This is a genomic window from Methylobacterium sp. 22177 (assembly GCF_052045615.1).
In the GTDB taxonomy this organism is placed as follows: Bacteria; Pseudomonadota; Alphaproteobacteria; order Rhizobiales; family Beijerinckiaceae; genus Methylobacterium; species Methylobacterium radiotolerans.
The window spans coordinates 1-21,453 of sequence record NZ_JBQEPK010000058.1 but is presented as its reverse complement, the minus strand read 5'-3'; the positions used below and the strand labels follow the sequence as shown (position 1 = coordinate 21,453).

Below are 21,453 nucleotides of genomic sequence, written 5' to 3'. Positions count from 1 at the left end.
CCGCGGCGTCACTGGGCAGCGTCGCCTCCGCCGGCGGGCGCAGCGGCGACAGCCGGTTTGCGCCGGCGCGATTTCGCGGCGGGCTTGCCCGCCCCCTTGCCGGTGCCGACGCCCACCGCGATGTCGTAATCGGCCGTCATGGCGGCCGGAACCTGCAGTTCGTCGGCGACGACCGTGGCGAAGCCCTGCGCCTCGCCGGCCCCGACGACGACGCTGGCCCGCTCAGTGCGGCTCGAGACGGTCTTGCCGTCGTGGCGGATCTGGAACGTGACCGGCACATCGAACCGGCCCGGCGCGCCCGCCGGCCCGAGCAGGACGTTGATCTCGGCGCCCACCTTGACGGTGATCGAGCCGTCCTGACGCCGCGCGCATTCGCGGGCGAGGCGGCCGAGGGAGAACTGGGTGCGCACCGCGTCGCCCGCGAGCGTGCGCGAGGCCGCCCCGCCTTCCGCGACCTCGACCGTCGGGCAATAGGCCGGGTCGAGGGCTTCGGGCTGCGACGGCGGGACCGTCGTGCCGCCGTACTTGAACAGGTTGGAGAAGATGTTGCCCTCCTCGGCCCGGCCCGGGGCCGTGGCGGCGAGCGACGCGGCGAGCACCGAGGCGCCGAGCCGGAGAGCGACGGTCCGGCGCCGGGCCATGTCCGGGGACCGCGTGAGGCTCCTGTTCCGATGTCCGATCATCGCACGGCTCCCGAACGGCACCGTCATTTCAGGCTGTCGAACCCGGCCGCGAAGCCCTTCATCGACAGCGGGATGCCGACGCCCTCCTCGGGCGTCTGGAACACGATGAAGGTGGCCTGCGTGCCGTTCTTGAACTGGCGGATCAGCCCGTCATCCATGACGACCTCGGCCACGCAGCCGGTGGTGAGGCAGCGGACGAAGCCGGCGCGGCCGATATCCGTCTGATCGATCTTCAGGCCGAGCCCGGAAGGCAGGAGAACGCCCAGCGGCGCCACCACCCGGAGCAGGTAACCGCGATTGTCGGCGGTCTTGAGGACGATGACCACCAGGGTCAGGTTCGGGCGATCCTCGGCGGCGAGATACTGGACGAGGGCGCACTGCTCGGCCTTCGCGCCGGCCGGCGTCTCGCAGCGCAGCTGCCAATCGTCGAAGGTCTTGCGCACCATGCCCTGAGCCGCGGCCGGCCCGGCGGGCGCGAGTGCCGCCGCGACGAGGGCGAGGAGAACCGGCAGCGCGGCGCGCCGGAAACGAACGAGCCTCGCGTGAAGCGGCACCACCGATCCCTTCGGAACGCTCCGGCCGAGGACCGGCGGGAGCCGTACAATCGGGCGTGTTCCGACCATGGTCGGCCCCGCGCTGTCAAGCGATGCGGGCGCGGTGTTGCGCGTCGGCGCTACCCGTGACGGTTTCAGCGGCCTAGATTGTGTTCGAACACTCCTCCAGCGCCGGATCTTGACGCCGTGATGCGCCCGCTCACTCTCTCGGCCGCCTGTCTGGTGGCCACCCTCGCGCAGGCGGGAGCCCAGTCCCTGCCGGTCGGAGAGACCACCTACATCGAACGCTCGCTGAACCACTCCGACACGCTGGTGATCGAGCATCCGCCCGTGGCGGCGAACCCGTACGGCCGCCGCAACGGGCAGGCGGCGATCGCCGGCTACTGCCGCGACGGCGGCCTGATCCGGCGCCGGGACGAGTTCGGCAACCCGGTGATCATCCGCCAGCGGGAGATCTGCGACAGCGTCGCCCCACGCACCCTCAGCCCGGGCCAGGTCGACCCCCGCCCGAGCTGGCCGGCGGATGCGGTGGCGCGCCAGCGGGTCCTTCGCGCCAAGGGCTGATGCAGGGCCTGACGACGACGGCTCAGCCGTAGCGATGCAGGCCGGTGCCGTGGCGCTTGAGCCACGCCTCGGCGGCATCGGTGTGCGGGCAGAGCGCGTGCACCAGGGCCCAGAAGCGCGGCGAGTGGTTCATCTCGCGCAGATGCGCCATCTCGTGGGCGACCAGATAGTCGAGCACCGTCGGCGGCGCGAGGATCAGGCGCCATGAGAAGTTGAGCTCGCCGCGGGCCGTGCAGGAACCCCAGCGGCTGCGGGTGTCGCGCAGCGTGACGCGCACCGGCCGCTGCCCGAGCTGCGCCGCGTAGCGCTCGATCGCTTCGGTCAGGTCGCGCCTGGCCTCGCGGGCCAGGAAATCCCGGACCCGGCGCGCCACGTGGGCGGCGTCGCACGAGACCGAGAGCACGCGCTCTCCCTCCACGCACTCGACGCGAACGGGGCCGCTCCGGGTGCCGCGCTGGCTGATCCGGTGAAGCTCACCGCGGACCGGCAGGCTGGCGCCGACCTCGAACAGCACGCGGACCGGCACGCGGGCGAGACGCGCCGCGATCCAGCCCGCGTGGCTCGCCGCGAAGCGCTGCGCCGTGTTGATGGCGGTCCGGCTCGGCAGGGTGATCACCGCCTCGCCGGTGGCGGCCGAGACGCGGAGCGTGATGCGGCGCGCGGTCGGTCGCCGACGGAGGGCGATGCGAAGGCTGGCGCCCTCGTGCTGGACCTCAAGATGATCGGGATCGGGGCGACGCAGCAGCGCGAGGGGCATGCGCGACTTTTAGCTAAGCCGAGCTCGGGGCTCCAGATCCTGCGCGTCTGAATCCCCGCGGCGGACTCAGCCGGCGAGGGCCCGGGTCCAGACCTCGGTCTCGGGGAGGACGAGGAGCGCCGCCGCGGCCAGGGCGATCCCGTACGGGATCCCGGTCTTGGCGTCGTGCAGGTGCAGGGCGAACGGCATGCGCGCGATCCGGACGGGCAATGGGTGCGTCCGCGCCAACAGGATCGCCAGCGTCAGGGCGCCGCCGAACACCGAGGCCACCAGCAGGTAGTCGCCGAGGCCGTCGAAGCCGAGCCACAGGGCCGTGGCGGCCGCGAGCTTCGCGTCGCCGCCTCCGATGATGCCGAAAGCGAACAGCGTGAACGTGACGAGGAGGACGACCGCTCCGGCCGCGCAGTGGAAGCCGATCTCGGTCCAGCTCATCGCGCTCGTCAGGGCCAGCAACGCGAACCCCGCCAGGAGGGCCAGGGAGATCCGGTTCGGGATCAGCATGGTGAGCAGGTCGCTGGCGGCCGCGTAGGCCATCAGGAAGGGGAACAGGATCAGGAGGCCGAAACCGGCCGGGCCCAGACCGGTCAGTCCCAGGCTTGCCGTCGCTGAACCGACCATCTCGGCGCCCATCTCGTCGAAGCCTGTCGCGTCACGGGATTCGACCCGACCCAGCGGTCTCGCTGCCGGTCCGGATCTCGGATGTGCCGGGCGGCCACCGCCGCCGCGAAGAACGACGATCCCGGCAGGCCGGGATCCCCCGCCTCTCTCCGGGTCTCGGGGAGAGGCGGGCTGTCTCGAACCTGCCGCAGATCGGACGGGTCTCGATCAGTTCAGGTTGCCGGAGATCTGGCTGAACTTGCTGGTCAGGCTGGTGCCGACGGTCTTCAGCGCGGTGATGATGGCCACGGCGATGAGGGCCGCGATCATGCCGTACTCGATCGCGGTGGCGCCGGACTCGTCCGAAGCGAAACGCGTGAACAGGGTCTTCATAGAGGGTGATCCTTCGACCAACACAGAGCGAGATAAAACTTGCGCGATGCCCGATGAAGAATTTTCAGGTCTCGATCGGCGGCCTGCACAGACTGCCGATTACGCCTTGAAAATCGGTTAAATCGATCCCGCACCGACGTAAAACGCCGTCTCGCTGCGAGTTTGGTGAAGGTTGGGTTTCCCCGATACGGCACAGTGCCGCGACTTGGTCTTGCTTAGCGCTTCCTTCACGGGTTCCGCGCTAGCCTGAGGCATCGGGCCGGATCGCGTGGACCGCCCGCCGTCTTGAGGAACCCCGATGCGTCGCACCCTGTCGATCGCGGGCCGAGCCGGCCTCGTCGTCCTGCTGACGGGCGCCGCGGCCGCGGCCGGGCAGCCCGATCTCCTGCCCGTCGTGACCGTTCTCGTGGACAACGCCAAGGTGCTCCGCCTGCCGGAGAAGACGTCGACCGTGATCGTCGGGAACCCGATCATCGCCGAGGTGACGCCTCAGAAGAACGGCGTGCTCGTGCTCACCGGCAAGAGCTTCGGCTCCACCAACCTGATCGCCCTCGACAACGGCGGCGCCATGATCGCCGAGACGACCATCCGGGTCGAGGCGTCGCGGGACTCGACCATCACGGTGCAGCGCGGCCTCGATCGGGAATCCCTGTCGTGCACGCCGGGCTGCCAGCCGTCGGTGCAGCTCGGCGACTCGGCCAGCTATTTCGGTGCGACGAGCGGTCAGGCCGACGCCCGTCGCAAGCTCGCGACCGGCGGCGGCGGCGGCGCGGTTCCGGCGGCCGATCACTGATCGCGGCGGGGTTCCGCCGCGACACCGGCCGCGGCCTGGGGCAGGATCCCCCAGGCCCCCGCCGATACGCCGCGATGCCGCGGGAGCGATGACGCCAGGGAGACGCAGAGGCCGATGTCCGCCATCACCCGCCATCCGCCGCCGCCCGCCGTCGACCCGGCTGTGCTGGCGGCTTTCCGAGACGTCTCGACGGCCACGATCAGCGACTGCCTGGCGCGGATGCCGGTCCTGGCCGGCCTGCGCCCGTTCCACCGCGGCGGACCACTCGTCGGCACGGCCTTCACGGTTCGCGTCCGGAGCGGCGACAACCTCGCCATCCATCAGGCTCTGGAAGAGGTCCGTCCCGGCGACGTGATCGTGGTCGACGGCGGCGGCGACACGAGCCGCGCGCTGGTGGGCGACATCATGAAGGCGATCGCCGAGAGCCGGGGCGTGGCCGGTTTCGTGATCGACGGCGCCGTGCGCGACACGGCGGCCTTCGCGGGCTCGGACTTTCCCTGCTACGCCCGCGACGCGACGCCGCGGGGCCCGTTCAAGACCGGCCCCGGCGCGATCAACGGGCCGGTCTGCGTCGGCGGCTGGACGGTGAATCCCGGGGACGTGGTGGTCGGCGACGCCGACGGCGTCGTCTCCTTCCCGCCCGGCGACGCGGCGGCCCTGCTCGACGCTGTGCGTGCGCAGGCGGCCCGCGAGGCGGAGGTTCTGGAGCAGATCCGGGCCGGCCGCTACGACGGCCGCTACGCCCGGGTGGCGACGGGCTGATCGGGCCGGTCACGTCCGGGCGCGTGCAGGCGCTGCCACAGGGCCTCGGCCGCGCCGCCGCGGCTCCCCCGCGCCCGGAACAGCCGGATCTCCACCGGAACGTCCAGCTCCTGGGAACCTGCCCGAACGAGCAGGCCGCGCGCGATCGCCGCCTCCGCGAGCGTCGCCGGGAGCCACGCGACACCGTCGCCTCCCTGCGCCATGGTCATCAGCGTCGCCGCCAGGTGCGACGTGAAGGCCGGCTCGTGGCCGGCCGCCACCCCGCTCGCCGCGAGGATCCGCCCGAGCCCGGAGGCCTCGCCGTAGGCGAGGTAGCGGACCGGCCTGCTTAGCGGCCAGAGCGGCGCCCCGCCGGATATCGGAGCGCAGAGCGGCACCAGGCTGTCCGCGCCGACGCGGACGGACTCGCAGCGGCCATCGTCCAGGCGCGTGGGCAGGTCCGCGCGATGGTGGCACAGGAGCAGCTGCACCTCGCCGGCCAGCAGGATGGCCTCGCAGGCCGCCATGCTGTCCGAGATCAGGTTGAGGGCGCCGAGCGTCTCGAAGGGCGCGTGCTGCCGGATCCAGCTCGGGAAGAACGTGAACGACAGCGCGTGCGTGGCCGCGATCGCGAGGCTCGCGTCCGCGCGCGCACCGGCGGCCCGGGCCTCGCCGCGGGCCCGATCCAGGCCCCGCAGCAGCTCCTCGGCGCCCGGCCGGAAGCGCGCTCCCGCGGCGGTCAGGCCTGCCCCTCGCGCGCTCCGCAGGAACAGCGGCGTCCCGACCCACTCCTCCAGCGCGCGGATCCGTCGGCTGAAGGCCGGCTGCGTCACGTGCCGGGCCTCGGCGGCCCGCGAGAAGGTCCGGTGCTCGGCGAGCGCGAGGAAGTCCCGCACCCAGTCCAGATCCATGGCGCGCCTCTCCGACAGGACGGGCCGATGCCGTTCGCGCATCGCGCGCGCCGGAAACGGCATTGGCTGCCCGGGTGCGGGCGGCGCTACGGCACCGGGACACACCGGGAGGACAGCCATGCGCATCGTCGACGTCCGCGAGGTCACCAAGCCGATCGCCTCGCCGATCCGCAACGCCTACATCGACTTCTCGAAGATGACCACGAGCCTCGTCGCTGTGGTCACCGACGCGGTGCGCGACGGCCGGCGGGTCGTCGGCTACGGCTTCAACTCGAACGGCCGCTGCGGCCAGGGCGGCCTGATCCGCGAGCGCTTCCGCGACCGGATCCTGGAGGCCGATCCGGCGAGCCTCCTGACGGAGGCGGGCGACAACCTCGATCCGCACCGGGTCTGGGCCGCGATGATGCGCAACGAGAAGCCGGGCGGCCACGGCGAGCGCTCGGTGGCGGTGGGCACCCTCGACATGGCGATCTGGGATGCGGCGGCGAAGATCGCCGGGAAGCCGCTGTTCCGGATGCTCGCCGAGCGGAAGGGCGTCGCCGCCGACCCGCGGGTCTTCGTCTACGCGGCGGGCGGCTACTACTATCCCGGAAAGGACGATTCCGCCCTCCGCGCCGAGATGCGCGGCTATCTCGACCGCGGCTACACGGTCGTGAAGATGAAGATCGGTGGCGCGCCGATCGACGCGGACCGGCGCCGGATCGAGGCCGTGCTCGCCGAGATCGGCGGACGGGGACGTCTCGCGGTCGACGCCAACGGCCGCTTCGATCTCGAGACCGCCATCGCGTACGCACGGATGCTGCGGCAGTACCCGCTGTTCTGGTACGAGGAGGCGGGCGACCCGCTCGACTACGCGCTCCAGGCGGCGCTCGCGCCCTACTATCCCGGGCCGATGGCCACCGGCGAGAACCTGTTCTCGCACCAGGATGCGCGCAATCTCCTGCGCTACGGCAACATGCGGCCCGACCGCGACTGGCTGCAGTTCGACTGCGCCCTGTCGTACGGGCTGGTGGAGTACCTGCGCACCCTCGACGTGCTGGCCGAGTTCGGCTGGTCGGCCTCTCGCTGCATCCCGCATGGCGGGCACCAGATGTCGCTCAACATCGCGGCCGGCCTCGGCCTCGGCGGCAACGAGAGCTACCCGGATCTCTTCCAGCCCTACGGCGGCTTTCCCGACGGGGTGCGGGTCGAGGACGGCCACATCACCATGCCGGACCTGCCGGGCATCGGCTTCGAGGGCAAGTCGGACCTGATCGCGGAGATGCGCGCCCTCGCGGCGTAGCGCGCCCACCCGGGTGGCCTTGCGGAGCGCGACGCCGCGGTGGACGATGGCGCGATGGATTCGGGCCCCCTCACCTACGCGATCGGCGACGTCCACGGCTGCGCCGCCCTGCTCGACGCGCTGCTGGAGCGGATCGCCGGCCATGCCGGCGACCGTCCCCACCGGCTGGTCTTCCTCGGGGACTACATCGACCGCGGTCCGGACAGCGCCGCGGTGCTCCGCACCGTGAGCCGCCTGAACTGGGCCGAGCCCGAGCGCGTCGTCTGCCTGATGGGCAATCACGAGCGGATGCTGCTCGACGCGCTCCAGACGGGAAGCGCGGCCGCGCACTGGATGTACAACGGCGGCGAGGCGACGCTCGACGCGTTCGGCGCGCGGGACCCCGCCGGCCTTCCCCGGGACACCCTCGACTGGATCGAGGCGCTCCCGACGCTGCACGGTGACGGCGCCCACTGGTACGTGCATGCCGGCCTGCGGCCCGGCGCGGACGCCCGCGATTCGGACGCGCACGATCGCCTGTGGATCCGCGACCCGTTTCTCGAGGGCGACCACGATTTCGGACGGCACGTGGTCCACGGCCACACGCCGCAACGGAGCGGGCGCCCGGAGGTGCGCCGGTTCCGTACCAACCTCGACACCGCGGCCGTCTACGGCGGCGCGCTCACCGCCGGGATCTTCTCGGACGCGCAGGGACCGGCCCTGGACTTCCTGCAGGTGCGGGCGGGCTGAGGCTCGGACGCACCGCCGCGGCGGCCGGCGCGACGCCTCCGGCTTCGTCGAGGCCCGGGACTGATCTCAGGCCGCGCGTCGCGCAGGCACCAGTGCGCAGAGGATCCCCACGAGCCACCCGGCCATCAGGGCGAAGCCGCCCGTCGGCGCAGCCATCGGGAAGAGCGCGTGCTGGAGCCAAGCGCGCACCGAGAGGTCGCCGCAGAACAGGATCAGGCCGGCGACCAGGAGTCCGGCCGCGACGCGCGCGAGACCGGCCCGGGCGAGGCCCGAGGCCCCGAAGCCGACCAGCGCCAGGATCGCGGGGGCGTGGAACAGCAGGAACTGCGCCGCCGTCTTCAGCGAATCCGCCCCGGGGATGTGCGCCGCGGCGGCGCTCAGCGCGACGCCGAGCAGCCCGGCGAGGCCGGCGAGCGCCGCGAGCGCGCGGTCGATCCCCGCGAGTCTCACGCGCCGCGCTCCACCAGGAGCTTGGCGATGGCCGCGCGCAGATCCGGCACGCCGGAATCGTCCCGGCTCGAGGTGAGGATCACCTGCGGGTAGGCGGCCGGACGCTTGGCGAGACCCGCCTCGATCCCGGCGATGCGGCTGGCGACCTCGCCCTTCTTGAGGGAATCGCCCTTGGTCAGAACGACCTGGTAGCTCACCGCGGCCTTGTCGAGGCCGTCGAGCACGTCGGTGTCGATCGACTTGAAGCCGTGCCGGGCGTCGATGAGCATGAAGACCCGGGCCAGGTTGGTGCGGCCCTTGAGGTAGGAATGGATCAGACGGGTCCACGCCTCGACCTTGGCCTTCTCGACGGCGGCGTAGCCGTAGCCGGGCATGTCGACCAGCGACAGGCGCTCGCCGATCCGGAAGAAGTTGAGCTGCTGCGTCCGCCCCGGCGTGTGCGAGGTCCGCGCCAGGGTGTTCCGCCCGGTCAGCGCGTTGATCAGGCTCGACTTGCCGACGTTCGAGCGGCCCGCGAAGGCGATCTCGACGCCCTCCATCGGGGGCAGACGGTCGAGGGTCTGGGCGGCCGCGTAGAAGTCGGCGGCGCCGGCGAAGAGAAGGCGGCCGGCCTCGGCGAGGTCGGCCGCGTCGTCGTTGGTGTCGGTCACGGCGTGTCGCCTGTCAGCTCTTGGTGGCGGCCGCCTTGGTGCCGTTGCCGCGGCGGAACGTCGATCGCAGGTTGTCCCACAACTCCACCTTCACGCCGTTGCGGCGCATGATGACGTACTGCTGGATCACCGACAGGGTGTTGTTCCAGGCCCAGTAGATCACGAGGCCAGCGGGGAACGAGCCTAGCATGAAGGTGAACACGATCGGCATGAAGGTGAAGATCTGCGCCTGGACCGGGTCCGGCGGCGCGGGATTCATCTTCATCTGCACGAACATCGTGATGCCCATGATGATCGGCCAGACGCCCAGGTGCACGAAATCGGGCGCCGGGAACGGCAGCAGGCCGAACAGGTTCACGATGCTCGTCGGATCCGGCGCCGCGAGGTCGCGGATCCAGCCGAAGAACGGCGCGTGGCGCATCTCGATGGTGATGAACAGGACCTTGTAGAGCGCGAAGAAGACCGGGATCTGGATCAGCACCGGCCAGCAGCCGGCGACCGGGTTGATCTTCTCCTTCTTGTACAGCTCCATCGTGGCCTGCTGCTGCTTCATGCGGTCGTCCTTGTACCGCTCGCGGATGGCGGCCATCTCCGGCTGCACGGCCTTCATCTTGGCCATGGAGACGTAGGACCGGTTCGCGATCGGCAGGAACAGCAGCTTCAGGCAGAAGGTCACCACCAGGATCGAGACGCCGAAGTTGCCGAACAGGTGGTAGAAGAAGTCCAGCGCCCGGAACATCGGCTTGGTGATGAAGAAGAACCAGCCCCAGTCGATCATCAGATCGAAGTGCTTGATGCCGAGGTCCTTCTCGTAGTTGTTGATGACGTTGACTTCCTTGGCGCCCGCGAACAGCCGCTGCGTCGCGGTGGCCGAGGCACCCGCCGCGAGGTTCACGGCGTCGCCGCGCACGCTCGCCTGGTAGACGTTGGTGGCACCGTCGGTCCGGTCGGTGAAGGCGCCGGTGTAGGGCGTGTCCTGATCGGGGATCGCGGCCGCCGCCCAGTACTTGTCGGTGATGCCGACGAAGCCGCCGGTCACGCCGCTCCAGGCCTTGCCCTTGGTGTTGGCACCGCCGTAGGCGCCCTCCTTGGCGAGCTTGTCGTAGGTGAATTCCTGCAGGCCGTCGTTGCCCAGATAGCCGATCATGCCCTCGTGCAGGACGTAGTAGCCCTGGGTGTGCGGCTTACCCCAGCGGGAGACGAGGCTGTACGGGTACAGCGTGATCGCGCCCGAGCCCTTGTTCTCGACCTCGTCGCGGATCGTGAACATGTACTTGTCGTCGACCGCGATGATCCGCTTGAAGACGAGGCCGGCGCCGTTGTCCCAGGTCAGGGTCACGGGCATGCCGGGCGAGAGCGTCTTGCCGTCGCTGGTCCACAGGGTGTCGTTGGTCGGCAGCGGACCGGCATTGGCGCCGACCCAGCCGAACTCGGCGTAGTAGGGCGTCTCGGTCCCGGCCGGCGAGAACAGCACGATCTCGGGGCTCTTGGGGTCGATGGTCTCGTGGTAGTTCTTGAGCGAGACGTCGTCGACGCGGCCGCCCTTCAGGGCGATCGAGCCCGAGAGCGCCGGGGTCTCGATCCGCACGCGCGGCGAGCGGGCCAGCGCCGCCTCGCGGGAGACCGGGCCGCCCTGGGCGGTCGGCAGCGTGCCGGGCGCGGGCGCGGCCGGGCCGCCCTCCTTCGGGGACGGCGAGGGCACGCCGTCCGGGGTCACGCCCGGGGGCTGCTGCTGCGCGGCCTTGTTCTGCGCCTCGATCTGGCGCTGCTGCTCCATGCGCGGGCCGGCCACGAAGTACTGCCACCCGAGCAGCACCAGCAGCGACAGGCCGATGGCCACGAACATGTTCGTCTTGTCATTGCCCATCAGGGACACCGCCGCACGCGTTCGGAGTGGCAACAGGAGCGTCGCCGGCCCCGGAGGACCTGCGCGCGCCTGTGATTCGGGGATCTCTGTCGCACCCCTGCGACGGGCCGATGTCGGCTCCGCCGGTCGGGGCCGCCTGCGCGGAGGCGCGGCCGGCTTCGTGCGGGAGAGAGGACGTCTGAGATAGGGTCTTGTCGGGGGTCGGCCCGGAGCGCCGGCCACCGGACCGGCCGGAGGGCCTGTCCCCGCGGGCCGCCGCCGGGCGGGTCACCGCGGGAATCGCGCGACGCAGATCCTCGGTGAGGGTCTCGAAGGCGGCTTCCAGGGCGGGACGGCGGGCGATCAGCACGATGTCGGCCGGAAGGCCCGCGAGCTCGCCCGGCAGGTCGGACGCGACCACGCTCAGGGCCGCGCGGAGGCGGCGCCGGATGCGGTTGCGCTCCGTCGCGTGACCGACACGCTTGGTGATGGTGAACCCGAGACGGAGGCCGGGACAAGCGTCCGGGTTCCGAAGACGCCCCTGCGCGGTCATCCGCTCGGTGTGGAAGCGACGTCCCTCGGCCGCCGCCAGGAAGTCGGGTCGTTTCTTGAGCCGCTCGATCGTCGCCATCGATGGTTCGATCCCGGCCGATACCACTTGCCTCGTGGCGCGGATGCCCGGGGCGTCCGCGCCGGCGAGGATCAGGCCTCAGGCCGACAGGCGCTTGCGGCCATGGGCGCGACGGCGCGCGATGACCTTGCGGCCGCCGGCGGTGGCCATGCGCGCACGGAACCCGTGACGGCGCTTACGGACGAGCTTGCTCGGCTGGTAGGTTCTCTTCATGGCTCAGAGCCTTCAAAGGTCGAGGCGCGCTCGCGGGCAGCTGATGCTGCACCCGACCTCCACGCGTCCTGGTTGTCTGCAAACACGAAGGGCGCCCATGCGGGGCGCCACGTCGCGAGTGGCGGGCTTATGGCGGATGGGCCCCGCGAAGTCAACGTTTCGCGGGCCCTAATGACCCTCGAACTGCATGAGGGTGCGCACCTCGACGCCCAGGTCGCGCAGGCGCTGCGCGCCGCCGATCTCGGGCAGGTCGATGACGAAGCAGGCGGCCACGATCTCGGCGCCGATCTTCTGGAGCAGGTTCACGGCCGCGATCGCCGTGCCGCCGGTGGCGATCAGGTCGTCGACCAGCAGCACCTTGTCGCCCGGCCGGACGGCGTCGACGTGGATCTCGATCTCGTCGGTCCCGTACTCGAGGGCGTAGGCCATCGACACGGTCTTGTGGGGCAGCTTGCCCTTCTTGCGGATCGGCACGAAGCCGCAGGAGAGCTGGTGGGCGATGGCCCCGCCCAGGATGAAGCCCCGCGCCTCGATGCCGGCCACTTGGTGGATCTGTCCGCCGGCGTAGGGGTGCACCAGGGCGTCGACCGCCCGCCGGAAGGCGCGCGGGTCGCTCAGCAGCGTGGTGATGTCGCGGAAGATGATCCCCGGCTTCGGGTAATCGGGAATCGAGCGGACCGATTCCTTCAGCGCGACGTGGCGGCGGGCTTCCATGCGTTCGGCCTTCCGTGGAGAACCGCGGGCTTAAAGCAGAAGCTCGGCGCCCTGACCAGTTCGCGGCGGCTCAGGCCGCCTGGACCTTCTTGAGGATGGCGACGAGGTCCCGGTGCAGCCCCTCGTTGCCGCAGGCCACCGAGCGCGGGGCCAGGGGTTCGGCCGCGCCGTCCGCCGAGGTCACGAAGCCGCCCGCCTCGCGCACCAGGATCACGCCGGCGGCGAAGTCGTAGGTCTGGAGATCGCGCTCCCAGTAGGCGTCGAGGCGGCCGCAGGCGACGTAGGCCATGTCGAGGGCCGCCGAGCCCATCCGGCGGGTGCCGCCGGCCACCGCCATCACGGCGCCGAGTTCGCGCAGGAGGCGCGGATGGCTGCCGCGACCGAGATAGGGCGTGCCGTAGCCCACCAGCGCGTCCGCCATGTCCTGGCGGCCGGAGACGCGCAGGCGCCGGTTGTTGAGATAGGCGCCCTTGCCGCGCTCGGCGACGAACAGCTCGTCCTTGATCGGGTCGAAGATCGCGCCGGCCACGATCTGGCCCTCGCGCTCGAGACCGACCGAGACCGCGAAATGCGGCACGCCGTGCAGGAAGTTCGACGTGCCGTCGAGAGGGTCGATGTGCCACGTGTGGCTCTTGTCGGTCCCCTCGATGATCCCGTTCTCCTCCAGCACGAGGCCGTAGCCCGGACGCGCCTTCATGAGGGCGTCGCGCAGCACCTCCTCGGCCTTGCGGTCGGCCGCGGAGACGAAGTCGCCCGGACCTTTGCGCGAGACCTGCAGGTTCTCGACCTCGCCGAAGTCGCGGCGCAGGCCGCGCGCGGCCTTGCGCACGGCATCGACCATCACGGTCATGAGCGGGGAGGAGATCATGGGCGGACTTTTCGCGGGTGAGGATCGAGGCCGTCGTTACAGGTCGGCGCCGGAAAAGACGAGATGGGGTCGGGACATGGGAGCGGTGCGGGCGGCCGCCTCAGCGCCGAGCCGCGGGGTCGAGGCCGGTGTCAGAACGCCGTCGCGCCCGTCTCCGCGGGCGGAGCGACGCAATCCAGGGCAGCAGGCCGTCGGTGAACGGGCCCCCCGGGTTGCTTCGCCCCCTTCGCGGAAGCGGGCGCCCGCAGCACCGCCTCTCGGGGAGAGGCGGCGCGGATCCTACTCCGCCGCCTCGACGAACACCGTGCCGGCGCGGGGCAGGTCCAGCGCCTCCCAGGTCTCCGTCAGCGCCGCAGCCAGGCGCTCGATATGCGCCGCGTCGTGGAAGGGCGACGGCGTGATCCGCAGGCGCTCGGTCCCGCGCGGCACCGTCGGGTAGTTGATCGGCTGGATGTAGATCGCGTGGTGCTCCAGAAGATGGTCGGCCGCCGCCTTGCACAGCTCGGCATCGCCCACCATCACCGGCACGATGTGCGTCTCCGTCTCCAGGACCGGCAGGCCCGCCGCGCGCAGCGCCGCCTTGGTGGCCGCCGCCTGGCGCTGGTGCGCCTCCCGCTCCGCGCCCGAGCGCTTGAGATACCGCACCGACGCCCGCGCCGCCGCCGCCACGGCAGGCGGCAGCGCCGTCGTGAAGATGAAGCCCGGCGCGAAGCTGCGCACCGCGTCGCAGATCGCCGCCGAAGCCGTGATGTAGCCGCCCACGCAGCCGAAGCCCTTGGCCAGCGTCCCCTCGATCACGTCGACCCGGTGCATGACGCCGTCGCGCTCGGCGATGCCGCCGCCGCGCGGGCCGTAGAGGCCGACGGCGTGGACCTCGTCGAGGTAGGTCATCGCCCCGTAGCGGTCGGCGAGGTCGCAGATCTCGCCGATCGGCGCCACGTCGCCGTCCATCGAGTAGACCGACTCGAACACGATCAGCTTGGGCCGGTCGCCGGCCTCCCGGAGCAGCTCCTCCAGGTGCTGGAGATCGTTGTGGCGGAAGATCCTCTTCGCGCAGCCGGAATGGCGCACGCCCTCGATCATCGAGTTGTGGTTGAAGGCGTCCGACAGGATCAGGCAGTCGGGGATCAGCTTGGCGATGGTCGAGATGCCGGCCTGGTTCGAGACGTAGCCGGAGGTGAAGACGAGGCCGGCCTCCTTGCCGTGCAGGTCGGCGAGCTCGCGCTCCAGATCGACCAGCGGCGAGGTGTTGCCGGCGATGTTGCGGGTGCCGCCGGCGCCGACGCCGCAGCGGGCGGCGGTCTCGGTCATGGCCGCCACGACCTCCTTGTGCTGGCCCATGCCGAGGTAGTCGTTGGAGCACCACACCGTGATCTCGGTGGTCTTGCCCTCGGGCTGGCGCCACTTGGCCGTCGGGAAACGGCCCGAAATCCGCTCGATGTCGGCGAAGACCCGGTAGCGCCGCTCGCCGTGCAGCTGATCCAGGGCCCCGCGGAAGTAGCGCTCGTAGCCGGATCCGGCGCGCGTCGATCCCGCTTGGGCGAGCATCGTGCTGGGCATCCGGGTGACGGTCATCGAGCGTCCTTCGCGTATTCGGCCGCGCGGGCGACACCGCCGAGGCGGCATCTCAGGCCCGCGATCGAGGTCCGGCCTCGGTCCAGTCCTTCGCGTGAGGGCCGCAAGATACGCGCGGATCTGGAACTGGTTCAAGGTAAGGTTCCGACATCGCAGCGTTGCATCCGTTGAGAGGCCCGCGTGAACCCGCTAGCGTCCGGCAGGATCTTCCGATCCGAATTTGGCTCCTGCCCCCTGCAACAGCTCATGTCACCATCCGCAGATGGCTCATCCGGCGGGGGTCGCTCCGCCCCGACCTTGCGGCGACCAAGGGTCGCGCCATGACGGGCTCCAAGGACGAGCGCGCGGAGCGCCTCAAGGCCGCGCTGCGCCAGAACCTGCGCCGCCGCAAGGCGCAGGACCGCGGACGGGCCGAGGCGAGACCGTCACCGGGCGCGGACCAGTCCTGCACGCGCGAATCCGACGGAAGCGGTCCTGATTCCGACAAATCCGGTCTATAGGGCACGGCCAAGCCTGGGCGCTGCCGCGCCCGCGATCAGCACGGTCGGCCGCGCGTCCTCGCGGATGCGCCGCCCGAGGACACACGATGGACCGCATCCACATCACCGGCGGCGCGCCGCTCAACGGCGTGATCCCGATCTCGGGGGCCAAGAACGCGGCGCTGCCGCTGATGATCGCGAGCCTGCTGACCGGCGAGACGCTGGAGCTGATCAACGTGCCGCGGCTCGCCGACATCGCCGCGCTGACGCGGATCCTCGGCAATCACGGCGTGGACCACATGGTCGTGGGCAAGCGCCCCGGTCAGACCACCGAGACGGGCCAGACGATCCGGCTCACCGCCTCGAACGTCATCGACACCACGGCACCCTACGAGCTGGTCTCGACCATGCGGGCGAGCTTCTGGGTGGTCGCGCCGCTGCTCGCCCGGTTCGGCGAGGCCAAGGTGTCGCTGCCGGGCGGCTGCGCCATCGGCACCCGCCCGGTGGACCTGCTGATCATGGCGCTGGAGCGGCTCGGGGCCGAGATCGAGATCGACGCCGGCTACGTCGTCGCCAGGACCAAGAACGGGCTGCGCGGCGCCGAGATCGCCTTCCCGAAGGTGACGGTGGGCGGCACCCACGTGGCGCTGATGGCCGCCGCCCTCGCCTACGGGACCACGGTGCTCGAGAACGCCGCCCGCGAGCCGGAGGTGGTCGACCTCGCGGAGTGTCTGAACAAGATGGGCGCCAAGATCCGCGGCGCCGGCACGCCGCGCATCGAGATCGAGGGCGTGGCCCGCCTGAACGGCGCCCGCCACGAGGTCCTGCCCGACCGGATCGAGACCGGCACCTACGCGATGGCGGTGGCGATGGCCGGCGGCGACGTCGTGCTCAAGGATACGCGGGCCGACCTGCTGCACTCGGCCCTCGACGTCCTGTCGACCACGGGCGCGGAGATCACCCAGGTCGAGGGCGGGATCCGCGTGCGCCGCAACGGCGGCGGCATCGCGGCGGTGGACATCACCACCGACCCGTTCCCGGGCTTCCCCACGGATCTCCAGGCGCAGTTCATGGCGCTGATGACGCTGGCCAAGGGCCAGTCGCACATCCGCGAGACCATCTTCGAGAACCGGTTCATGCACGTGCAGGAGCTGGCCCGCCTCGGCGCGAAGATCCGCCTCGAGGGCGATCTCGCCATCGTCGAGGGCGTGGACCGGCTGAAGGGCGCCCCCGTGATGGCGACCGATCTGCGCGCCTCGGTCTCCCTGGTCATCGCGGGCCTCGCCGCCGAGGGCGAGACCCAGATCAACCGGGTCTACCATCTCGACCGCGGCTTCGAGGCGCTGGAGGCCAAACTCGGCCGCTGCGGCGCGCAGATCGAGCGCGTCCGGGCCTGAACGGCAGCGCTCGGTCCGCACCGGCCGGGGCTGCGCGGCGCCTGCGGCGGCCGCAAGTCCGGCTCAGCACGGAGCCCCGGCGGCGCACCGACCGGGGCTGCGCGGCCTTCGTGAGCGCCGGCGACCGCCCACGAAGCCCGGGCATGGACCACGACCTGCTCGGCGCGGTCGCCCGCGCCGCGAAGGGTGTACCGCCGCTCCTACCCGCCCCGGCAATGCGGCGCGGGGCTGCCGCGGTCCCGCCGCGCGCGGCGTCCGAACGCGGCCGTGGCCGCCCATCGCCGTCGATCGCGCCCGACGGCCGTCGGGCTCAATCCTCGATCTGCCCGCGCTTGTAGCCGAAGCCGGGAATATCGCAGCCGCAGGGCGCATCGGGAGGGGCCGGGCGCACCGTGCAGGTGCCGCGGGCCGTCACGCAGACGCTGTCGTCCCACCGGCGCCCGAAATCGCCGCGCCAGCGCGGGCCGCGCCTGTCATACGCATCGTCGAGTGGCGGCGGCGGGGGTGGACGCCAGCCATACCCGTCATCCGCCGGCGGAGGCGGCGGGCGCCCGCCGGGCGGTGGCGGTGCGTAGACATCCCGATCCGGCGCCGGGCGGCCGTAGATGTAGGGCCGCGCGTCCGGGCCGACCTGCGCGGAGGCGGATCCGACCGCCTGCAGCCCGATGGTCAGCACCGCCAGAACCGCGCGCTCGGTGAGTGCGGCCATATGAGACCCTGCCTCGGCTCGTCCGCCAGCGCGTCTAAACGGCGACGCTGGGCCGAGCCTGTGCTCGACCGGGATCGCGATCCCCAGACCAGCCGTTGCCCGATCGGGGCCGCGCCGCTACCTACGCCGTGCCGCGGACCGGCCCGCGCCGCCCGATCCGCGCCCCGTATCCCCCGAGGACCATCTGCATGGAGCTGCTCAGGCTCGCCGCCCTCGACACCGAGGACCTGACCGTGATCTCGGCCCATCTGCAGGACGCGATCCTGCGGCCGCAGGACCTGACCTACCTCGCGGGCGAGCAGCGCTTCCTCATGGCCGTGCGCCGCTTCGACTGGACGCCGAACGTCCCGCCGCGCCGCCGCCTCGCCGGCCTGCATGTCGAGCGCGTGCTGGGCGTGAAGAGTCGCGGCCTGAAGCCGGACGACGCCACGCCCATGAGCCTGCTCGCCCTCACCTTCGAGCCGACGGACGCGCCTTCCGGGCATATCGACCTCGTCTTCTCCGGCGGCGCGGCCCTGCGGCTGGAGGTCGAGTGCATCGAGGTCCGGATGAAGGATCTCGGCCCGGTCTGGGAATCGGCCACCCGTCCCGGACACGACATCGACACCGATACGGCCGCCGGCCCGGCGGCCTGACGCGAGACAGAAGGCTTCCCGATGGTCCGGCTCGACAGCAGCGATCCGAATTTTGCCGCCGCCTTCGCGCACCTCCTGACGGTGAAGCGCGAGATCGCCGAGGACGTGGACGAGGCCGTGCGCGGCATCATCGCCGACGTCGTCACCCGGGGCGACGACGCGCTGGTCGATTTCACCCGGCGCTTCGACCGGCTCGGCGCCGATTTCTCGGCGGCGCAGCTGCGGGTCACGGACGCGGAGATGGCCGCGGCGGTCGCGGCCTGCCCGCCGGATTCCCTGGAGGCGCTGCGCCTCGCCGCCGAGCGGATCGAGAGCTTCCACCGGGCCCAGCGGCCCGAAGATCACCGGGCCACGGACGCCCTCGGCGTCACGGCCGGATGGCGCTGGACCGCGCTGGAATCGGTCGGCCTCTACGTACCGGGCGGCACCGCGAGCTATCCCTCCTCGGTGCTGATGAACGCGCTGCCGGCGCGCGTCGCGGGCGTGCCGCGGCTCGTCATGGTGGTGCCCACACCGGACGGCCAGATGAACCCGCTGGTCCTGGCCGCCGCGCAGCTCGCCGGCGTCCACGAGGTCTACCGGGTGGGCGGTGCCCAGGCGGTCGCGGCCCTCGCCTACGGGACCGCCACCATCGCCCCCGTGGCCAAGGTCGTCGGACCGGGCAATGCCTGGGTGGCGGCGGCCAAGCGCCGGGTCTTCGGCCAGGTCGGGATCGACATGATCGCCGGCCCCTCCGAGGTGCTGATCCTGGCGGACGGCCACGCCAACCCCGACTGGATCGCCGCCGACCTGCTGGCCCAGGCCGAGCACGACGTGGCCGCCCAGGCGATCCTGATCACCGACAGCGCCGAACTCGCCGGGGCCGTCGAGGAGGCGGTCGAGCGCGCGCTGACCACCCTGCCCCGCCAGGAGATCGCCCGGGCGAGCTGGCGCGATTACGGCGCGATCATCCGGGTCCGCACCTTCGACGAGGCCGTGCCGCTGGTGGACCGCCTCGCACCCGAGCACCTGGAGATCGAGACGCAGGACGCGGAGGCGCTCGCCGCCAAGGTCCGCAATGCCGGCGCGATCTTCCTCGGCTCGCACACGCCGGAGGCGATCGGCGACTATGTCGGCGGCCCCAACCACGTCCTGCCGACGGCCCGCTCGGCCCGGTTCTCGTCCGGGCTGGGCGTGCTCGACTTCATGAAGCGGACGACGATCCTCGCCTGCACGCCGGAGAGCTTGCGGGCGCTCGGCCCGGCGGCGATAAACCTCGGCCGGTCCGAGGGCCTGGAGGGGCATGCCCGCTCCGTCGCGATCCGGTTGAACCTGTGAGGTTTTGGGGATGGCGGAGAAGCAGCGCGGGCCGAACCGCCTCGCGAAGGTGAGCCTGGACGAGGCGTCCATCGCCCGCGGCAATCCGGATCAGGAGCACGAGCGGGCGATCGCGCTGTTCGACATCCTGGAGGACAATTCCTTCACGATTCCCGGTCGGGAGGGGCCCTACGCGCTGACGCTCGGCCTCGTCGAGAACAAGCTGTCCTTCGCCATCGCCACGGTGGACGGTGAGCCGGTGATGACGCACCTCCTGTCGCTGACGCCGTTCCGGCGGGTGATCCGCGACTACGAGATGATCTGCGAGAGCTACTACAACGCGATCCGCACCGCCTCGCCGTCGCAGATCGAGGCGATCGACATGGGTCGGCGCGGACTGCACAACGAGGCGTCCGAGACGCTCAAGCAGCGGCTCGAGGGGAAGGTGGACCTCGACCACGACACGGCGCGCCGCCTGTTCACCCTGATCTTCGCGCTGCACTGGAAGGGCTAGGCGCCCTCCGCGCCGACCGGCGATGGCTGAGCCCGCTCCCGAGCCTCCTCCCGACGCTTCCCCGAAGAAGCGGCGGGTGCAGTCCGTCCTGTTCATGTGCAACTACAACGCCGTGCGCTCCGTGGCGGCGGAGGCGATCGCGCGCGCTTATTTCGGCAAGTCCACCTACGTGCAGTCGGCCGGGGTACGATCCGGCGAGCCCACCGACCCGTTCATGATCGCGGCGCTCGACGAGGTCGGGATCGACGCGAGCCGGCACCGGCCGCGCACCGTGGAGGAACTCGAGGACTGGGAGGGTCTGAACTTCGACCTGATCATCACCCTCGCGCCGGAGGCGCATCACCGGGCCCTGGACCTGACCCACACGCTCGCGGCCGATGTCGAGTACTGGCCGACCCCCGACCCGACCCTGGTTCAGGACGCCTCCCGCGAGCAGCGCCTCGACGCCTACCGCGACGTCCGCGACGGCCTGACCCGGCGGATCAAGGCCCGGCTCAAAGCCTAGGCGGGCGGCCTCTCGCCCTGGCACCCTGCCAGTGCCGTGCGGCGGATCGTTGCTGCCGCGACCCGGAACGTCGCGCGGCCCGGGGGGCCGCTGGGTCAGCCGCGATCGCCCACCAGCCAAGCCCGGATCCGGCCGGCGAGGAGCGGCCGGGCGCGGACGACGTCGTCGCCGTCGAGGAGCGGCGAGGCTGCGAGGGTCGCGAGATAGGCGTCCTCGGCGGTCCGGCAGGCCCGGAAGGCGGCGTCGGCGGCGAGATCCCGGTCGGTCAGCGCGGCCTGGATGTCAAAGTTGCGGCTGACGCAGTCGCGCCACGCGGCGTGGCGGAGTTCGGTCTCGCTCGCGGCCCGCGCGGTGCCGCAGGCGGCGGCGACGAGGACGGCCGCGAGAAGCGGGACCGGCGTCACGTTGCGGGCTCGCGGCATCGTTCAGGCACTCCGTCCCCCGACAGAGTGGCGCCGCACGGTTAGCAATCCGTTAAGGCGCGGCGCCGGCGGCCTGGGTTCCACCGCCGGCCGCGTGCCTTGCTCACCGGTTGGCGGTGGTGACCGGAGAGGTGACGCCGCCGAGGGAGACCCAGGCGACGGCGTCCTGGCTCTCGCGCTTGATGAAGACGTAGCCGGTCTTGTGCCAGGGCAGGATGGCGTTGGTCTTGTTGTCGAGGACGAGGTCGCCCCGGTCGGTGATGAGCGTCAGCACGGCGTGGCCCTCGCCCTTCTCGTCGATCACCACGGTCATGCGCATCGCGCGGCGCGGCAGCCCGGCCTCGGCCAGCATGTGGCGCTTGAGCAGCTGGAAGTCCTCGCAGTCGCCGATGCCGTCCTCGGCCAGGTCCCAGCGGTCGGCCACGTGCAGGTGGTCCTGGTCGGTCATCGGCTCGACCGCCTTGTTGACCCGCCGGTTCACCGACACGATCGTCGCCCAGGTGGCGGGCGTCAGGCTGATCCGGGCCGGCTCGCCCCGGTCCAGC

28 protein-coding genes are annotated in these 21,453 nt (G+C 71.6%); 11 read left to right on the top strand and 17 right to left on the bottom strand.

The features are described 5' to 3' along the window. Positions 1 to 8: 8 nt before the first annotated feature. A complete protein-coding gene (locus tag ACTJK8_RS29060) occupies positions 9 to 683 on the bottom strand; it encodes a hypothetical protein (protein WP_440762964.1) in 675 nt (224 codons plus the stop codon). Between the two features lie 23 nt (positions 684 to 706). Then, positions 707 to 1,240, bottom strand: coding sequence for an invasion associated locus B family protein (locus tag ACTJK8_RS29055; RefSeq protein WP_012320430.1), 534 nt, complete (start codon positions 1,238 to 1,240; stop codon positions 707 to 709). A 186-nt stretch (positions 1,241 to 1,426) separates the two neighbouring features. Between ACTJK8_RS29055 and ACTJK8_RS29050 the strand changes: the two genes are divergently transcribed. Then, positions 1,427 to 1,801, top strand: coding sequence for a hypothetical protein (locus ACTJK8_RS29050; RefSeq protein WP_012320431.1), 375 nt, complete (start codon positions 1,427 to 1,429; stop codon positions 1,799 to 1,801). 22 nt (positions 1,802 to 1,823) lie between these two features. On the opposite strand, the gene ACTJK8_RS29045 is transcribed toward ACTJK8_RS29050, so the two are convergent. The 3 genes from ACTJK8_RS29045 to ACTJK8_RS29035 all read right to left on the bottom strand — a co-directional run bounded on the left by ACTJK8_RS29045 (position 1,824) and on the right by ACTJK8_RS29035 (position 3,548). Beyond that, entirely contained in the window at positions 1,824 to 2,558 is a 735-nt protein-coding gene (locus ACTJK8_RS29045; protein WP_076727842.1) for a M48 family metallopeptidase, read from the bottom strand. Positions 2,559 to 2,624: 66 nt separating this feature from the next. Continuing rightward, positions 2,625 to 3,176, bottom strand: a complete 552-nt coding sequence (locus ACTJK8_RS29040) for an A24 family peptidase (RefSeq protein WP_043074175.1) — start codon at positions 3,174 to 3,176, stop codon at positions 2,625 to 2,627. 207 nt (positions 3,177 to 3,383) lie between these two features. Continuing rightward, positions 3,384 to 3,548: a Flp family type IVb pilin gene (locus tag ACTJK8_RS29035; protein WP_012320434.1), complete on the bottom strand. Its 165-nt coding sequence runs from the start codon at positions 3,546 to 3,548 to the stop codon at positions 3,384 to 3,386. Between the two features lie 298 nt (positions 3,549 to 3,846). On the opposite strand from ACTJK8_RS29035, the gene ACTJK8_RS29030 reads away from it, so the two are divergent. Both ACTJK8_RS29030 and ACTJK8_RS29025 read left to right on the top strand, forming a co-directional pair. Continuing rightward, on the top strand, positions 3,847 to 4,341 hold the full coding sequence (locus ACTJK8_RS29030) for a pilus assembly protein N-terminal domain-containing protein (RefSeq protein WP_012320435.1): 495 nt from the start codon (positions 3,847 to 3,849) through the stop codon (positions 4,339 to 4,341). Positions 4,342 to 4,455: 114 nt separating this feature from the next. Beyond that, complete coding sequence (locus ACTJK8_RS29025; protein ID WP_012320436.1) at positions 4,456 to 5,103, top strand: RraA family protein; 648 nt, start codon at positions 4,456 to 4,458, stop codon at positions 5,101 to 5,103. Here ACTJK8_RS29025 and ACTJK8_RS29020 read toward each other — a convergent pair. Then, positions 5,079 to 5,993, bottom strand: coding sequence for a LysR family transcriptional regulator (locus ACTJK8_RS29020; protein WP_440762963.1), 915 nt, complete (start codon positions 5,991 to 5,993; stop codon positions 5,079 to 5,081). The genes ACTJK8_RS29025 and ACTJK8_RS29020 overlap by 25 nt on opposite strands. A gap of 118 nt (positions 5,994 to 6,111) precedes the next feature. Here ACTJK8_RS29020 and ACTJK8_RS29015 point away from each other — a divergent pair, with 118 nt between their 5' ends. After that, positions 6,112 to 7,275, top strand: coding sequence for a mandelate racemase/muconate lactonizing enzyme family protein (locus ACTJK8_RS29015; RefSeq protein WP_440762962.1), 1,164 nt, complete (start codon positions 6,112 to 6,114; stop codon positions 7,273 to 7,275). A gap of 54 nt (positions 7,276 to 7,329) precedes the next feature. Beyond that, positions 7,330 to 8,004, top strand: a complete 675-nt coding sequence (locus ACTJK8_RS29010; RefSeq protein ID WP_012320439.1) for a metallophosphoesterase family protein — start codon at positions 7,330 to 7,332, stop codon at positions 8,002 to 8,004. Positions 8,005 to 8,070: 66 nt separating this feature from the next. On the opposite strand, the gene ACTJK8_RS29005 is transcribed toward ACTJK8_RS29010, so the two are convergent. The 8 genes from ACTJK8_RS29005 to hemA all read right to left on the bottom strand — a co-directional run bounded on the left by ACTJK8_RS29005 (position 8,071) and on the right by hemA (position 14,924). Next, a complete protein-coding gene (locus ACTJK8_RS29005) occupies positions 8,071 to 8,454 on the bottom strand; it encodes a DUF423 domain-containing protein (RefSeq protein WP_012320440.1) in 384 nt (127 codons plus the stop codon). Next, positions 8,451 to 9,104, bottom strand: a complete 654-nt coding sequence (yihA, locus tag ACTJK8_RS29000) for a ribosome biogenesis GTP-binding protein YihA/YsxC (protein ID WP_012320441.1) — start codon at positions 9,102 to 9,104, stop codon at positions 8,451 to 8,453. Before yihA ends, ACTJK8_RS29005 begins: the two co-directional genes overlap by 4 nt. 13 nt (positions 9,105 to 9,117) lie before the next feature. After that, entirely contained in the window at positions 9,118 to 10,971 is a 1,854-nt protein-coding gene (gene yidC, locus ACTJK8_RS28995; RefSeq protein ID WP_266285035.1) for a membrane protein insertase YidC, read from the bottom strand. After that, positions 10,961 to 11,581, bottom strand: a complete 621-nt coding sequence (rnpA, locus tag ACTJK8_RS28990) for a ribonuclease P protein component (protein WP_012320443.1) — start codon at positions 11,579 to 11,581, stop codon at positions 10,961 to 10,963. The genes yidC and rnpA overlap by 11 nt, the downstream gene beginning before the upstream one ends. Positions 11,582 to 11,659: 78 nt before the next feature. Next, positions 11,660 to 11,794, bottom strand: coding sequence for a 50S ribosomal protein L34 (gene rpmH, locus ACTJK8_RS28985; protein WP_007558110.1), 135 nt, complete (start codon positions 11,792 to 11,794; stop codon positions 11,660 to 11,662). 168 nt (positions 11,795 to 11,962) lie between these two features. Continuing rightward, entirely contained in the window at positions 11,963 to 12,508 is a 546-nt protein-coding gene (locus ACTJK8_RS28980) for an adenine phosphoribosyltransferase (protein ID WP_012320444.1), read from the bottom strand. 70 nt (positions 12,509 to 12,578) lie between these two features. Continuing rightward, positions 12,579 to 13,376: an inositol monophosphatase family protein gene (locus ACTJK8_RS28975; protein WP_024829277.1), complete on the bottom strand. Its 798-nt coding sequence runs from the start codon at positions 13,374 to 13,376 to the stop codon at positions 12,579 to 12,581. Positions 13,377 to 13,655: 279 nt separating this feature from the next. Next, a complete protein-coding gene (gene hemA / locus ACTJK8_RS28970; RefSeq protein WP_244633342.1) occupies positions 13,656 to 14,924 on the bottom strand; it encodes a 5-aminolevulinate synthase in 1,269 nt (422 codons plus the stop codon). Positions 14,925 to 15,271: 347 nt separating this feature from the next. Here hemA and ACTJK8_RS28965 point away from each other — a divergent pair, with 347 nt between their 5' ends. Both ACTJK8_RS28965 and murA read left to right on the top strand, forming a co-directional pair. Continuing rightward, positions 15,272 to 15,451 carry a hypothetical protein gene (locus ACTJK8_RS28965; RefSeq protein ID WP_043074169.1) on the top strand — a complete coding sequence of 60 codons (180 nt, stop codon included), beginning with the start codon at positions 15,272 to 15,274 and terminating at the stop codon, positions 15,449 to 15,451. An 86-nt stretch (positions 15,452 to 15,537) separates the two neighbouring features. After that, entirely contained in the window at positions 15,538 to 16,827 is a 1,290-nt protein-coding gene (gene murA / locus ACTJK8_RS28960) for a UDP-N-acetylglucosamine 1-carboxyvinyltransferase (protein ID WP_012320447.1), read from the top strand. 310 nt (positions 16,828 to 17,137) lie between these two features. Here the strand turns inward: murA and ACTJK8_RS28955 are convergent, their stop codons facing one another. Continuing rightward, positions 17,138 to 17,536 (bottom strand): hypothetical protein, encoded by a 399-nt coding sequence (locus ACTJK8_RS28955; protein ID WP_053622262.1) that lies wholly within the window; start codon positions 17,534 to 17,536, stop codon positions 17,138 to 17,140. Positions 17,537 to 17,724: 188 nt separating this feature from the next. Here ACTJK8_RS28955 and ACTJK8_RS28950 point away from each other — a divergent pair, with 188 nt between their 5' ends. Genes ACTJK8_RS28950 through ACTJK8_RS28935 form a run of 4 tightly spaced genes read left to right on the top strand, consistent with a single transcriptional unit; the run spans position 17,725 to position 20,486 of the window. Further along, on the top strand, positions 17,725 to 18,171 hold the full coding sequence (locus ACTJK8_RS28950; protein WP_024829275.1) for a DUF2948 family protein: 447 nt from the start codon (positions 17,725 to 17,727) through the stop codon (positions 18,169 to 18,171). Between the two features lie 21 nt (positions 18,172 to 18,192). Continuing rightward, on the top strand, positions 18,193 to 19,488 hold the full coding sequence (hisD, locus tag ACTJK8_RS28945; RefSeq protein WP_053622261.1) for a histidinol dehydrogenase: 1,296 nt from the start codon (positions 18,193 to 18,195) through the stop codon (positions 19,486 to 19,488). A gap of 10 nt (positions 19,489 to 19,498) precedes the next feature. Further along, positions 19,499 to 19,981, top strand: a complete 483-nt coding sequence (locus ACTJK8_RS28940) for a UPF0262 family protein (protein WP_012320451.1) — start codon at positions 19,499 to 19,501, stop codon at positions 19,979 to 19,981. A gap of 22 nt (positions 19,982 to 20,003) precedes the next feature. Continuing rightward, the gene (locus ACTJK8_RS28935) at positions 20,004 to 20,486 is read left to right on the top strand and encodes an arsenate-mycothiol transferase ArsC (protein ID WP_024829273.1); all 483 of its coding nucleotides are present in this window, start codon (positions 20,004 to 20,006) and stop codon (positions 20,484 to 20,486) included. Positions 20,487 to 20,581: 95 nt separating this feature from the next. Here ACTJK8_RS28935 and ACTJK8_RS28930 read toward each other — a convergent pair whose 3' ends face one another. Together ACTJK8_RS28930 and ACTJK8_RS28925 are read right to left on the bottom strand one after the other, a co-directional pair. Further along, on the bottom strand, positions 20,582 to 20,908 hold the full coding sequence (locus ACTJK8_RS28930; RefSeq protein WP_266285454.1) for a hypothetical protein: 327 nt from the start codon (positions 20,906 to 20,908) through the stop codon (positions 20,582 to 20,584). 103 nt (positions 20,909 to 21,011) lie between these two features. Continuing rightward, positions 21,012 to 21,453 (bottom strand): transglutaminase-like cysteine peptidase (locus tag ACTJK8_RS28925; protein WP_440762961.1); only part of this gene is annotated, 442 nt, incomplete at its 5' end.